Below are 13,633 nucleotides of genomic sequence, written 5' to 3'. Positions count from 1 at the left end.
CGGCCGTCTCTTTTCTTTCGAAGGGCGCCGAATCACTCCGGTGCCCATGCCTTCACCCAATCTACGTTATGCTCGCGTGTTCGACAGCACGGACACAAGGCACGATGGGTATTTACCTCGCACTATCTTGGGGCGCCACCACGCCCCCGCACGGCAATCCGGCCGACTCCAGCCGCAACTGGACGCGAATGGAGCGCAGCTGATGTTTCATCTGATGTTCAGTTTGCCCTGCGTGGTCGTGCTGATACGCTGGTTATTGCCCTTGCCCTTGGCCGGGCGCACAAAACTCGCTGGCGCCGTGGTGTTGGTGCTGGCCTCGCAATATCACCTGTGGTCGCGTTTTTCTTCCGGCAGCGTGTTTTCGCCGGAGTTTCCGAAATCCCTCATCATCCTGTTCAACTGGGCGTTTGGCGCCATGTTGCTGCTGGCTGTGTTCCAGCTCGTGCTCGATGTCGGCGCATTGATGCTCGCACTGGTCCGGCGCCGCCGCGTGCCCATCCCTGCGCGCCTGCGCGGCGCGATCGGCGTCACGGCCATGCTGTTGGCCGCGCTCGGCGTCATGCAGGCGATCAAGCCGCCGCCGTTGAAGGACGTACAGATCGCAGTGAAAGACTTGCCACGCGAATTCGACGGTTACCGGGTACTGCACCTGACCGACCTGCACATCAGTCGTCTGTTCGATGCAGCATGGACACGCAAGCTCGTCGACGATGCCAATGCGCTCGATGCGGACCTGATCGTCATCACCGGTGACCTCATCGATGGCAATGTCGCGGAGCGCGAAGCCGACGTGGCCGCGCTGCGTGACTTGCGCGCCCGGGACGGTGTCTGGGTCATTCCCGGGAATCACGAGTACTTTTTTGGCCACAGCGAATGGATGGCGTATTTTGCCGGGCTCAACATGAAGCCCCTTGACAATCGCCATACCATCGTCCAGCGAGGTAGCGGCCAACTGGTGCTCGCCGGCGTGAACGACGTGACCGCCCCGCGCACCGGCGCTCCCGCGCCCGACCTCGATGCGGCGCTGCGCGGCGCACCAAGCGGCGTGCCGGTCGTGCTGCTCGACCACCAGCCCAGAAATGCCCGCTTTTCGGCCAGCCGTGGCGTCGCGCTGCAATTGTCCGGTCACACGCACGGCGGCATGATCCTCGGGCTCGACCGGGTGGTGGCGCGGGCCAACAATGGCTTCGTCTCGGGCCGCTACGAGGTCGACGGCATGACGCTGTACCTGAACAATGGCACGGCGCTGTGGCCGGGCTTCGCGCTTCGGCTTGGCGTGCCTGCCGAGCTGACGCGGATTACGCTGCGGCGTCAGGCGTTTTGAGCGCTGCGGCAGCAAAGGCGCAAGCGTAGCGTCGGCCCGTTTCCCTAATCGGGGCCCGTGTCTTTACGCCGGCACCGCGGACGGCTTCGTGGCTGAGCGCAGAGCCAGCGCTTGTCGCACGCTTCCTGCTTGATCGAGGATGCTACCGGCAGGAGGAATGACACACGCCCGTCAACGCCGGACATCGTCGTTAACGTCGGACAGCCAATAACGATACGGGCCCCAAAAAGGAGCCCGTATCGTTACCCCTTGGAGCGAAGACGGAGTCGGACCCATCTGGATGGCTCTGCGGGCCGTTATGAGCTCTGCGAATCAACAACATAGCTTTGAACCAGATTTTCGAAATAACCTGCTCAACACGCCAAAGTACCAGGTCTTCATGAACTTCTCGCAGGACTTCAACAAAGCGCGGGCATTGTGAATGAGACCGACGCCTCCAAATAAGCGTATATTCATCGATTGGATGAATAGGAACACGCAAAGGGGTCGGTAATGAATAAGCTCATCTACAAGGGCGCGCTGGCAGTGGCGGTGACGATCGTCTCATTGAATGCATCGGCCGAAGCGATCGTGACGTTCGCCCATCCGGAAAACATGGCGGACGTGCCGCGCTCGGTTATCGACCGGGAGAACATGGAGTGGCACTTTAGCGAGCATTTCGCGAACCTGTCGAAACAGTTGCCGGCGGGGCAAAACTTGAAGGTCGAGATGCTCGATATCGACTTGGCCGGGGACGAGTTCCCGCGCGTGGCGATTCGTAATGTGCGCGTGCTGAAGGGCCGCGCCGACTGGCCGCGTCTGCACTTGCGCTACACCATCGAGCAGGACGGGAAGGCAGTGCGCACTGGGGAAGCCAAGCTGTCCAATCCGAATTACCTGATGGGAGTTAATCGCTATCCCCACGAGATGTACTCGCACGAGAAGCAGATGGTCGAGGACTGGTGGCGCAAGGAGGTGATGGCGGCGCACTGAGCGCCCATCTATTATCCCGCATCTAGCGCTCCTGGGCTCGCCGGGGGCGGATTACGACGGCGCCGTGGCGCACTCGAGCGCATCGAGCTAAAAATTGCATGTTCCCGGCTGTCACCGCACATTTATCCGACGCTTGTACCATATAACAGGCGGGCCGGTCGTCTCTGCAAAAACTCGGTATCAGCCAATATTTCCCGTGATTTGCCAGCGGCATTTTCTTCCACTCTAGGTGCTACCGGTCGCTACACAATGTCCAGACATTCTTCGGACCCGCGCCCATGGACGTAGACGTCACGAAGGGCAGGAACCGACCCGAAGCGGACGTTGACCGCTACTCGGGATCATCGTGTATACGCCATGTTCCGCTCTGCGGCACGTATGTCAAAAACGGCGTTTGCTCAGAGTTTTCAGGCGTGATGTCTGTAGCGAGTTCTAGAGTCTCCGCCAAGTTCTCGACAAATGACAATACCTGCTCATGTTCCAATGGACCGGTAATTTCCTTAGGCGAGATGTCGAGTTCTAACTGCTCGGCGACGAAGAAATGGCAGAAGATTTCGATCGGGCCATCCAAGGAAATCGACAACAGATGTGATCCTCCACGATTCCTCAGCACGTTGTGCGAACCCGGGAATGGAGTCGCCACTCCGTCAAAAGTGTACGAGCATTTGTATTGGCTGAGCAGCTGGTCGAAGCGCTCCCAGTGAACAGCTTCGGTATCCTGCACGTAGATGTCCCGAAGCGACCCATCGCGCTCCCATAGTCCGGCTACGTCGTGGAAGTTTGGCTTCATGCAAGTGCATAATCGACTGGAAAAGTGCGGGGATGAATTCCCGCTTCTGGCCGAAGGCGGCCGTTGACCTCAGCATAGCAGGTAGCATGGAAAAAATCGCGGACTGGCACGAACGATACATTCGACACGGAGCAAGCCCTCAAGAGGCACGTTGTTTCAGCCACTAGACTCAGCATGAGCGGTTGTAAACGATAACAGTTCTCCAACTCACAACTAGCGTTAAACAGTCAATCCGATCCGCAGCCCCACTCAGTCAACGCGACATAAGCAGGAAAGGCCGATGTAGCGAACGCGCGTCCGCAGCCAAGGCTATTACACTGATCCTGTCCATTCACGGCATGCCTGGAGGCGTCCTTGCAGGCTGCGCCTCGTTACGGGAACCGATCATGCTCCGCATTCGCTTGTACACTCACCGTACGCTCCCCTTCCTGCTGGCTTGCCTGTCGGCTCTAACGCCGCTGTCGTCCGCCAGTAGCGATGCCGCGGTACAGGCAGCGGGCGCCGATAGCCGCTATGAACGCGTCGCCCGGAGCCCGGATGGCATCGGCAAGCGCTACATGGGCCGCGAGATCGCCGGCGTGATGGGATGGGAGGGCGCCCAATGGCTCGAGCGCGAAAGTCGGGCACGTGAGGAGCGGCCGGAATTGCTGCTGCGCGAACTGGCGCTGGCGCCGGGCATGACGGTGGCCGACATCGGCGCCGGCACCGGCTACTACACCTGGCAGCTGGCGAAACAGGTCGGGCCCGGCGGGCGCGTCTATGCAGTCGACGTCCAGCCGGAAATGATTCGCATGCTCGACAGCCAGATGGCAAAGCGCGGCGTGCGCAATGTGGTCTCGGTGCTGGGCAGCGAAACCACTGTCAAGCTGCCCCCGGCCAGCGTCGACCTGGCGATCATGGTCGATGTCTATCACGAGCTCGCTTATCCTGCGGAGGTCCTCGACAGCATTGTCGAGGCTCTGAAGCCGGGCGGGCGCGTCGTCTTCGTCGAATATCGGGCCGAGGATCCGTCAGTCGCGATCAAGCCGCTGCATAAGATGAGCGAGCGGCAGATACGGCGTGAAGCCACCGCGCACGGTTTGAAGTGGGAACGCAGCATCAGATCGCTGCCGATCCAGCATGCGATTGTGTTCCGGAAGCCCTGAGCACCGATTTTCTTGCGAGATCGGGTGGTTGATGGCGAACTTCTTCAGTTCGCCACCGGAGGCCTCCTCAGCGTTTGACATCCACCTCGAAGGGCACCGCCGGCAGGCCGGACTTGCTGTCGTAGAGCGTACAGGTCGGCGCGTCGCCCCAGCAATAGCGGATTTTCTTCGCATCGGCGGCTGCGGGCAGCACGACCCGGGTTCCCGCGACACGGGCTTCGGTCCAGCGGCAACCGCCATCCGTGCAGACCTCGAAACCGATCGGGCCCGCCGCGCCATAAGCGACCAGCGCCCCTTCGACCCCATCGAAATCGACTACCACCCCGTCTCCCTGCGCGCTGGCCGACTTCACCATCGGTCCGTTGGCGCTGCCCGGCTGGCCATACAGCTTGACCCCGAACGCGCGCGCCAGCCGCTCGCCGACACCCTGCTTGTTGGCGGGATGGATGTCGGTCGGGTCGCCCAGGTCGATCGCCGTGGCCAGCACGGCGTTCGCATCGGCCAGCACCGCGCGACGCTGCTCCTCGCGCAGCTGCGCCCAGCCCGATTCGACCGGCTGCGTGGGTCGGGCGCCGAAATTCGCCAGCTGGACCACGCCGAAGGCCATGCCATTGCCGAACTGGCCGCGCCAGTCCTTGAACAGGCGCGCCAGCAGGCCCTGGTAAGGCGAGCCGACGTTGCTCTCGCCCTGGTACCAGAGCGCCCCCTTGAACGGGAAGCGGCCCAGCGGCGCGATCATGCCGTTGGAGAGCACGCTGACCCCGGCCATCGCATCCCAGGGCGCGCGCGGCGGATAGCGGTTCGCGCTCGGCGGCATCTGCCAGCGCCAGGCCGTCAAGGGCAGCACCGAGCCATCGGCCAGGCGCAGCTGGCGCGGCTGCTCGCCGTACATGCCGCCGTAGCTCCACAGGTCGAGCACGTTCAGCACGATCGTGTTGTCGCCCGCCTTGAGCGTACCGGCGGCCAGTGGATAGGCGCGCGCCGTGCCGGCGCCCGCCGTGAAGCCGACCGGCTGGCCGTTCACCCAGGTGGTGTCGACCTCGTCGATCAGGCCGAGTTCGAGCGTCGCCGCCTGCGCCGCCTGCGCCGGCGTCAAGCGAGCGGTGGCGCCGTACCAGATGCTGCCGTCGTAGCCCGACAGCTCGGGCACACCCCAGTTCTCCCAATTCTTGGCGACATCCGGCGCCGCCTTCCACGCCGCCAGGTCCGATGCAGAGGAAGTCCAGGGCCGCCCCGGGCCGCCGGAAGCCTGCCACCAGGCTTCGACCTCCTTGCCGAAGGCGATGCTGGCCTTGGCCGGGTCCTTCGCGTACAGCGCCAGCAGCTCCTGCTGGCGTGCATAGTCCGGCAGCGAGGCCGCGGGCGAGAGCCAGGCCGTCAGGTTCGAGCCGCCCAGCGAGGCGTGCACCAGGCCGACCGGCAGCTTGATCTTGCGCTGTAGTTCCTTGCCGAAGAAGTAACAGGTGGCCGACCAGTCGGCGACGGTCTTCGGCAATGCCGCCTGCCACGCCACCGGCTTGGCCAGCCGCGCCAGCGGCGCCGGCTGCGGATCGACGGCGACGGTCGCCATGCGCAGGTCCGGATTCGTCGACGTGCCGATCACCGTGTCCGCATTCAGGGCGCGGTTGACGGTGAGCTGCATGTTCGACTGGCCCGAGCACAGGAAGACGTCGCCGGTGACGACGTCGCCCAGCGTGACCCGCTGGCCGCTGCTGCTCCCGACTGCCAGGGTATCGCTGCGTCCCGCGGGCAGGCTCGGCAAGGTGACAGAAAAGCGTCCGGCGGCGTCGGCGGTGGTCTTCCAGCTGCCGCCGAAGCCGCTCACGGTGATGTGCTCGCGGGCGCCTGCGCGGCCCGACACCACTGCCCCCTGGCGTGGCAATACCATGTGGTCCTGGAACAGACTGTCCAGTTGCAGGCGTGGCGCTTCCGCGGCCAGGCCTGGCGCCGCTTGCGCCAGCAAGGCGGCGGAGAGGATGAGTTGTCGCATGCGTCTCCCCTGGTGTCAGCGAGCGCGGCCGCGTGCGTCCAGCGTGCTGGCAGGCAGGTCGACGGTGACGCTGGTGGCGTTGGCGGCGGAGGCGTCTTCGGCCAGGATCAGCTTGATCTTGCCCTTCGGGCGGCGCCAGGTGCGCGACTTCTCGTCGAACATGGCCAGCAGGCGCGGCTCTACGGCGACCTCGACTTCCTTGGTCTCGCCCGGCTGCAGGGCGACCTTGCTCCAGGCGGCCAGGCGCTTCGGCGCCTCCCACTTGGTCGCGAGCGGCGACGCGTACACCTGCGGCACGTCCTTGCCGGCGACGTTGCCGGTGTTGGTGACCTTGAAGCGCACGTGCAGGCGGCCATCCTTGACCTGGCCGGACAGGCCGGAGTACGCGAACGTGGTGTAGGACAGGCCGTGCCCGAACGGGAACAGCGGCTTGTGGCCCTTCAGGTCGAACCACTTGTAGCCGACCGCCGCACCTTCGTGGTAGTCGACGGCGAACTGCAGCTCGGGGTTCTTCGGGTCGCCATCCAGTTTCGGGCGCGGCAGCTGCTGCTCGGATTGCGGGAAGGTGGCCGGCAGGTGGCCGGACGGGTTGACCGCGCCGAACAGCACATTGGCGATCGCCTCGCCGCCGCTGGTGCCCGGATACCATGCTTCCAGCACGGCCGGAACGCGCGCCAGCCAGGGCATGGTGACCGGTCCGCCGGTCTGCAGCACCACCACGGTGCGCCCGTTGGCGCCCGCCACCGAAGCGATCAGCTCTTCCTGGCCGTCCGGCAGCGCGAGCGTCTGGGCGTCGTTGGCCTCGCCGATCCACTGGTTGGCGAAGACCAGGGCGACGTCGGCCCCTGCGGCCACGCGCGCGGCACGGGCCGGGTCGCGGCCGTCGTCGAACACCACCTTGGCATTCGGGGCCTGGGCCTGGATCGCGCGCAGCGGCGAGGACGGGTAGTACACCACCGGACCCGGCCAGGTGGCCGGCAACAAGCCCTTGACCGCGATGCCGCCCACCGGGTACACCTGGGACGAGCCGCCGCCCGAGAGCACGCCGGCATCCGCATGGCCGCCGATGACGGCGATCGTGCGCACCGTTTTCGCGAGCGGCAGGATGCGACCTTCGTTCTTGAGCAGGACCATGCCCTCTTCCGCCGTCTGGCGGCTCACCGCGCCGTTGGCGGCGAAGTCGATGGCGGCGCCCGGCTTGAGCGGGTTGTCGACCACGCCCTTGGCAAACATGGTGCGCACGATGCGGGTGACCATGTCATCCAGGCGCTTTTGCGGCACGGCCCCGGTCTTGACGGCTTCTTGCAGCGCGCCGCCGAAGTACGGGGACTTGTCGAACTCCTGGCCGGACTGCTGGTCCAGGCCGCTGTTGGCGGCAGCCACGGTGCTGTGAGTGGCGCCCCAGTCGGACATGACATACCCCTTGAAGCCCCAGTCGCGCTTGAGCACCTCGGTCAGCAGCCACGGATGTTCGCAGGTATACGGACCGTTGAGGCGGTTGTAGGCGCACATCACCGAGCCGGCGTCGGACTGCTCCAGCGCCAGCTCCATCGCCAGCAGGTCGGACATGCGCAGCGCCGCCTTGTCGATGCGCGCATCGAGCTCGTTGCGGCCGGTTTCCTGGTCGTTCAGCACGAAGTGCTTGAGGGTCGAGATGATCCGGTTCGATTCCACGCCCTTGATCGCCTGGCCGATCATGGTGCCGGCCAGCAGCGGATCCTCGCCCGCGTATTCGAAGTTGCGGCCGTTGCGCGGCTCGCGCTGCAGGTTCACGCCACCTGCCAGCATGACGTTGAAGCCGGAAGCGCGCGCCTCCGAGCCGATCATGGCGCCGCCGGCGTAGGCCACCTTCGGGTCCCAGGTCGAGGCGGTGCTCAGGCCGGACGGCAAGGCGGTGCGCTCGCGCACGTTCGGGCCGGACTGCGAGGCCACGCCCTGGCCGGCGTCGGTCTCGAACAGTGCCGGCAGACCCAGGCGCGGCGTGCCCGGGATATAGCCGGCCGACTGAGGCAATGCCTCCGGATGCTTCTTGCTCTTGCCGAAATCGTGACCGAAATAGCCGAACACCCAGCGCAGCTTCTCCTGCTGGGTCATGGCCTGCACGGCCAGGCGGGCGCGCTGGTCGGCGTCCAGGGAAGCATCCAGCCAGGGCTTCTGGGCCGGCTCGGCCGGCTCGGGCGCGGCGAAGGCGCCGGGGGTGAACAGCGGGAAGGCGGCGGCAATGGCCGCGACCAGGGCGGTGCGCGCCGCGGCGGCGGCGTGGTTCTTGCGATGCATGATGTCTCCTGATTGATTTCTTGTTGTGTGCTGCTGCCGCCGGCGCGTCGGCCGGCGGCGTGACGATTATTTTTTGCCGTCGGCCGGCCGGTAGTCGAACCAGTCGAAATCCGCCGGCGGCATGGGCGCGCCGTCGGCGCTGTGCGCCACCATGCCGAGCACTACCCCGGTGAAGCCGCCCGCGTCCTCGGAACTGAGCGCCGCAGTCGGCGCGCTGCCGAAGTCTGCGACTTCCCGGCCCCCGATGCTGTAGCCGAACACGTAACGCTCCGGGCTGGCGCGCACGCTCAGCTCCACCTTGCCCGCAGCGAGGGGCGCTTCGCGCAGCACGGTGCTCACGCCCTTGACCCTTGTGACCAGCCGGATCACGCGTGCCTTGCCGGTTCCGGCGACGAGCAGCTGGTAGTGGTTGTCCTCGTTCATGCGCAGCGCCAGCCCGGCCTGCTGGCCTTTGGCGCGCGGCGTGAAGTCGAGCAGCGTGGAAGCGCGCAGGTCCAGGTGCGCCTGGCGCCTGCCCACGAAAGCCGGGGTGCCGATGTCCGCCAGCGACAGCTTGCTGCCCTTCAGGCGCAGGAAGCCTGGCCGCTCGGACAGCGACCACAGGTCCTGGGCCGGCCCGCGCAGGAAGATCCACTCGCCGCCCGGCTTGCGCGCGCCGAAATCCTCGCGCGCCGCGGGCGCCGGCCACGGATGCGGCGCCGGCAATCCCGCCGCCTCCGCCTTCTCGAGCAGCGGTGCGCCGCCATTGATCTTGAGCCAGCCATCCTGGGTCCATTCGACCGGCGCCAGCAGGGTCTCGCGGCCCAGGTGGTGCTTGTGCTTCAGATGGCGCACACCCAGCAGCACCATGAACCACTTGCCCTCCGGCGTCTGCACCAGGTCCGCGTGGCCGAGCGCCTGCAGCAGCAGGTCCGGGCGGTCGCGGTGGGTCAGGATCGGATTATCCGGCGCGCCTTCGAACGGTCCCCAGGGCGAGCGCGAGCGCGCCAGGATGACCACGTGGCCATACGAGGTGCCGCCTTCGGCATGCAGCAGGTAGTACCAGCCGTTGATCTTGTACAGGTGCGGCCCTTCGGGCCAGACGCCCCCGGTACCGTTCCAGATGCGGCGCGGCTTGCCCTTCAGCTGGCCAGTGGCGACGTCGATCTCGACCTGGCCGATGCCGCCACGTTCGCCGCCGTCCTGGTAAGTGAGGTAGACCTTGCCGTCATCGTCGAAGAATAGCGAGGGATCGATCCCCTGCACGTCCTTGATCCAGACCGGCTCCGACCAGGGGCCGGACGGGTTGGTGGCGTGGACGATGAAGTTGCCGCCGCCCGCCACGTTGGTGGTGATCATGTAGAAGTGGCCGTTCCCGCAGCGCAGGGTCGGGGCGAAGATGCCCATGGAGCTTTTCTGGCCCGCGAGCGGAAGCTGGCTCGGGCGGTCGAGCGCGTGCCCTAGCAGCCGCCAGTTGACCAGGTCCTTGCTGTGGTAGATCGGCACCCCGGGAAAGTACTCGAAGGTGCTGGTGGCGACGTAGTAATCGTCGCCGTCCCGGCAGATGCTGGGGTCGGGGTTGAATCCCGGGATGACCGGGTTCCTGTATTCGCCTGCCGCGGCGTTGATTGCGCAGGACAGGCCAAGGGCCGCCCACGCTGCGAGACCGAAACGCATCCGAGTTCCTTTCGTGCACGTAATGTTAGCGCAACCAGTATAGGTTACAAAATGGTTACGAGCAACGAAAAGAAGCTGGAGAACACGCGCCGGAGAACCCGGCGCGTGGATTGCAGGGTTCAGCGCACCGCTGCCACCGCGAGCGCGGTCATGTTGACGACCCGGCGCACGGTCGCGCTCGGGCTCAGGATGTGCACGGGCTTGGCTGCACCCAGCAGGATCGGGCCGACAGTGACGCCCTTGCCTGCGGCGACCTTCAGGACGTTGAACAGGATGTTGGCGGCATCTAGCGAGGGCATCACCAGGAGGTTGGCGCTGCCCGCAAAGCCAGCTGCGCCCTCGCCTGCCGGCTGGTACAGGCGCCGGATCTCTTCGGACAGCGCGGCGTCGCCATGCACCTCGCCGATCAGCGCCAGGTCCGGCGCGCTGGTCGCCAGCAGTTCGCGCGCTTCGCGCATCTTGCGCGCCGACGGACGCTCGGAGGAACCGAAGATCGAGTGCGACAGCAGCGCCGCCTTGGGCTCCAGACCGAAGTGACGCAGTTCGGTGGCGGCCAGGCGCGTGATGTCCGCCAGTTCCTGCGCCGACGGGCTGTCGTTGACGTAGGTGTCGGTGATGAACAGGGTCATCTTGTCCAGCACCAGGGCGTTCATCGCGGCCAGCACTCCCGTGCCGGGCGCGGTGCCGATCACCTCGCGCACATGCGCCAGGTGGCTGTCGTAGCTGCCCGCCATGCCGCAGATGAGCGCATCGACCTGGCCCGACTGCAGCAGACGCGTGCCCTGCAGGGTGGTGTCGCCGCTGCCATCCGGTTCGGCCAGCTCGTAATCGACGCCGCGCGCCAGGCGCAGGCCGGACTGTTTCACCGCCTGCTCCACCGCTTGCGCCGTGCCGATCAGCACCGGCTTGGCCAGGCCTTCGTCCACCACGGTCTGCACCGCGCGCAGCACGCGCTGGTCGGTGCCTTCGGCATAGGCGACACGGCGCGGGCTGGCCTTGGCCTTGGCGAACACCGGCTTCATGAAGAAACCGGTGTGGTAGATCATCTCGCCCAGGCGGGCACGGTAGGCGTCCATGTCGGCGATCGGGCGCGCGGCGACGCCGGAGGCAGCGGCGGCTGCGGCCACTGCCGGGGCGATGGCCGCCATCAGGCGCGGATCGAAGGGTTTCGGGATGATGTAGTCGGGACCGAAGCTCAGGTCCTGTCCGGCGTAGGCTTCGGCGACGGTGTCGTTGGCTTCGGCCTCGGCCAGCTGGGCGATCGCGCCCACGCAGGCCAGCTTCATCTCGTCGGTGATGCGGGTGGCGCCGCAGTCCAGCGCGCCGCGGAAGATGTAGGGGAAACAGAGGACGTTGTTGACCTGGTTCGGGTAGTCCGAACGGCCGGTGGCGATGATGCAGTCGGGACGCGCGGCCTTGGCCACTTCCGGGCGGATTTCCGGCTCCGGATTGGCCAGGGCCAGGATCACCGGCTTGTCCGCCATGGTCTTGACCATCTCCGCCGTCAATACGCCGGCGGTCGAGCAGCCCAGGAAGACGTCGGCGTCCTTGACGATGTCGGCAAGGCTACGCGCGTCGGTGTCCTGCGCATAGCGCGCCTTGTTGGCTTCCATGTTGGCTTCGCGCCCCTGCCAGATCACGCCCTTCGAGTCGGTAACGAAGATGTTTTCCTGTTTCACGCCCAGGCTCACCATCATGTCGAGACAGGCGATCGCCGCCGCCCCGGCACCGGAAGCCACCAGCTTGACCGCGCCGATGTCCTTGCCCACCACCTTCAGGGCGTTGAGCAGGGCTGCGCTCGAGATGATGGCGGTGCCGTGCTGGTCGTCGTGGAAGACCGGGATGTTCATGCGCTCGCGCAGCTTCTTCTCGATGTAGAAGCACTCGGGCGCCTTGATGTCTTCGAGGTTGATGCCGCCGACGGTCGGCTCGAGCATGGCGATGGCGTCGACCAGCTTGTCCGGATCGTTCTCCGCCAGCTCCAGGTCGAACACGTCGACGCCGGCGAATTTCTTGAACAGGCAGCCCTTGCCCTCCATGACCGGCTTGGATGCCAGCGGGCCGATATTGCCCAGGCCGAGCACCGCGGTGCCGTTGCTGATCACGGCCACCAGGTTGGCGCGCGAGGTGTAGTCGGCGGCGGTGCTCGGATCGGCGGCGATCTCTTCGCAGGCATAGGCCACGCCCGGCGAATAGGCCAGCGACAGGTCGCGCTGGTTCGACAGCGGCTTGGTGGCCACTACCTCGATCTTGCCGCGCACGGGGTTGCGGTGGTATTCCAGCGCATCGGTGCGCAGTTGGCTGTCGACGTTTGCGCCGAGGCTGCTCTCAGTGCTCATGGGTTCCTCTTTCTTGATGTGCCGGAAGGCAGGTATGCATAAAACGCATAGCATACTGCACTGGGAGAATGGCGTTGTGCCCGGCTGCCAATCGCGCAGCTTGTTGCGCCTTTAGCGCGCTTGCGCAGGCGCGCGCCGGTCCGCGACCGGCACACCGAAGTCGGGAGTCCCGTCAGGGCGCCACGTGATGGCTTGCGCACGCGTGTGGCGATTGGGGTCGAACAGGGAGTCGCCCGTGATCTTTTCGTAGTTGCGCGCGTGATAGACCAGGATGTCCTGCTTGCCGTCCGGCGTGGTGGTGAAGGAATTGTGTCCCGGGCCGTACTGCCCGGTCGCCGCACTGCTCTGGAACACCGGCAACGGCGACTTGGTCCATGCGGCCGGATCGAGCAGATTGGCGGATTCCGCGGCCGTCAAGAGGCCCAGGCTGTAGCTGGCGTCGGTGGCGCTGGCGGAATACGTCATGAAGACGCGGCCGTTCTTCACCAGCACGGCCGGTGCCTCGTTGACGTGATGGGTCATCTTCTCCCACGCATAGTCGGGCGTGGTCAAGAGCGTCGCCGGACCCTGGATCGACAGCGGGGTATCCATGCGGGCAAGGTACACGGCCGTCATGTGCAGGTCCGCCGTGGGCGGCTTCTGGGTCCAGGCCAGGTAGCGCTGGCCTTTGACCACGAAGGTGGTCGCATCCAGGGCAAAGGATTCCCAGCCGGTCTTGAGCTGCCCCCGTTCGATCCACTGCCCTTCCAGGGGATTGACGGCGGCATTCTCGAGCACGTAGAGGCGGATGTCGAAAGGGGCATCCTCGCGTCCGGCCGTGAAGTACAGGTACCACTTGCCGTCGATATGGTGCAGCTCCGGCGCCCAGATGTGGCGGCTCATCGGGCCGCTGGCATGCTTGCGCCAAACAACCTTGGCCTCGGCCTTGCCCAGCTCGTCCAGCGAACGGGTGCGGCGCAGTTCGATCCGGTCGTATTCCGGCACGGTGGCCGTATAGTAGTAATAGCCGTCGCCGTGCAGGGTCACATGCGGATCGGCCCGTTGCAGCACCAGCGGGTTGGCGAATTCGGCGGCTGCGGCCGGTAAGGCCAGCGCGAGCGCCAGTGCGAAGCTGAGACGGGCTTTCATCATGTTCAGGGT

The 13,633-nt window shown here is 65.7% G+C and carries 9 protein-coding genes; 3 read left to right on the top strand and 6 right to left on the bottom strand.

Annotated features, from left to right (window positions below):
• Window positions 1-202: 202 nt before the first annotated feature.
• Both ACK6C6_RS09820 and ACK6C6_RS09815 read left to right on the top strand, forming a co-directional pair.
• Window positions 203-1,324, top strand: a complete 1,122-nt coding sequence (locus tag ACK6C6_RS09820) for a metallophosphoesterase (protein WP_409267131.1) — start codon at window positions 203-205, stop codon at window positions 1,322-1,324.
• A 492-nt stretch (window positions 1,325-1,816) separates the two neighbouring features.
• Window positions 1,817-2,296, top strand: coding sequence for a DUF3016 domain-containing protein (locus ACK6C6_RS09815; RefSeq protein ID WP_409267130.1), 480 nt, complete (start codon window positions 1,817-1,819; stop codon window positions 2,294-2,296).
• A gap of 331 nt (window positions 2,297-2,627) precedes the next feature.
• On the opposite strand, the gene ACK6C6_RS09810 is transcribed toward ACK6C6_RS09815, so the two are convergent.
• Entirely contained in the window at window positions 2,628-3,086 is a 459-nt protein-coding gene (locus tag ACK6C6_RS09810; RefSeq protein ID WP_409267129.1) for a hypothetical protein, read from the bottom strand.
• 386 nt (window positions 3,087-3,472) lie between these two features.
• Between ACK6C6_RS09810 and ACK6C6_RS09805 the strand changes: the two genes are divergently transcribed.
• The gene (locus tag ACK6C6_RS09805) at window positions 3,473-4,231 is read left to right on the top strand and encodes a class I SAM-dependent methyltransferase (RefSeq protein WP_409267128.1); all 759 of its coding nucleotides are present in this window, start codon (window positions 3,473-3,475) and stop codon (window positions 4,229-4,231) included.
• Between the two features lie 67 nt (window positions 4,232-4,298).
• Here ACK6C6_RS09805 and ACK6C6_RS09800 read toward each other — a convergent pair whose 3' ends face one another.
• The 5 genes from ACK6C6_RS09800 to ACK6C6_RS09780 form a co-directional block, all read right to left on the bottom strand.
• Complete coding sequence (locus tag ACK6C6_RS09800) at window positions 4,299-6,221, bottom strand: sialate O-acetylesterase (RefSeq protein ID WP_409267127.1); 1,923 nt, start codon at window positions 6,219-6,221, stop codon at window positions 4,299-4,301.
• A gap of 15 nt (window positions 6,222-6,236) precedes the next feature.
• Window positions 6,237-8,498 (bottom strand): glycoside hydrolase family 3 C-terminal domain-containing protein, encoded by a 2,262-nt coding sequence (locus ACK6C6_RS09795; RefSeq protein WP_409267126.1) that lies wholly within the window; start codon window positions 8,496-8,498, stop codon window positions 6,237-6,239.
• A 66-nt stretch (window positions 8,499-8,564) separates the two neighbouring features.
• Window positions 8,565-10,154 (bottom strand): glycoside hydrolase family 43 protein, encoded by a 1,590-nt coding sequence (locus ACK6C6_RS09790; protein ID WP_409267125.1) that lies wholly within the window; start codon window positions 10,152-10,154, stop codon window positions 8,565-8,567.
• Window positions 10,155-10,273: 119 nt separating this feature from the next.
• Complete coding sequence (locus ACK6C6_RS09785) at window positions 10,274-12,493, bottom strand: NADP-dependent malic enzyme (RefSeq protein WP_409267124.1); 2,220 nt, start codon at window positions 12,491-12,493, stop codon at window positions 10,274-10,276.
• A gap of 111 nt (window positions 12,494-12,604) precedes the next feature.
• On the bottom strand, window positions 12,605-13,624 hold the full coding sequence (locus ACK6C6_RS09780; protein ID WP_409267123.1) for a family 43 glycosylhydrolase: 1,020 nt from the start codon (window positions 13,622-13,624) through the stop codon (window positions 12,605-12,607).
• Window positions 13,625-13,633: the final 9 nt, after the last annotated feature.

Source organism: Massilia sp. BHUDP2, from assembly GCF_046236355.1.
GTDB classification, from domain to species: Bacteria; Pseudomonadota; Gammaproteobacteria; order Burkholderiales; family Burkholderiaceae_D; genus Telluria; species Telluria varians.
This window is presented reverse-complemented; position numbering and strand designations above follow the sequence as displayed.

What these genes read in the sequence shown, in the direction of transcription:
- ACK6C6_RS09820 (WP_409267131.1), top strand. Translation starts at nt 203, where the DNA reads ATGTTTCATCTGATGTTCAGTTTGCCCTGCGTGGTCGTGCTGATACGC.
- ACK6C6_RS09815 (WP_409267130.1), top strand. Translation starts at nt 1,817, where the DNA reads ATGAATAAGCTCATCTACAAGGGCGCGCTGGCAGTGGCGGTGACGATC.
- ACK6C6_RS09810 (WP_409267129.1), bottom strand. Translation starts at nt 3,086, where the DNA reads ATGAAGCCAAACTTCCACGACGTAGCCGGACTATGGGAGCGCGATGGG.
- ACK6C6_RS09805 (WP_409267128.1), top strand. Translation starts at nt 3,473, where the DNA reads ATGCTCCGCATTCGCTTGTACACTCACCGTACGCTCCCCTTCCTGCTG.
- ACK6C6_RS09800 (WP_409267127.1), bottom strand. Translation starts at nt 6,221, where the DNA reads ATGCGACAACTCATCCTCTCCGCCGCCTTGCTGGCGCAAGCGGCGCCA.
- ACK6C6_RS09795 (WP_409267126.1), bottom strand. Translation starts at nt 8,498, where the DNA reads ATGCATCGCAAGAACCACGCCGCCGCCGCGGCGCGCACCGCCCTGGTC.
- ACK6C6_RS09790 (WP_409267125.1), bottom strand. Translation starts at nt 10,154, where the DNA reads ATGCGTTTCGGTCTCGCAGCGTGGGCGGCCCTTGGCCTGTCCTGCGCA.
- ACK6C6_RS09785 (WP_409267124.1), bottom strand. Translation starts at nt 12,493, where the DNA reads ATGAGCACTGAGAGCAGCCTCGGCGCAAACGTCGACAGCCAACTGCGC.
- ACK6C6_RS09780 (WP_409267123.1), bottom strand. Translation starts at nt 13,624, where the DNA reads ATGATGAAAGCCCGTCTCAGCTTCGCACTGGCGCTCGCGCTGGCCTTA.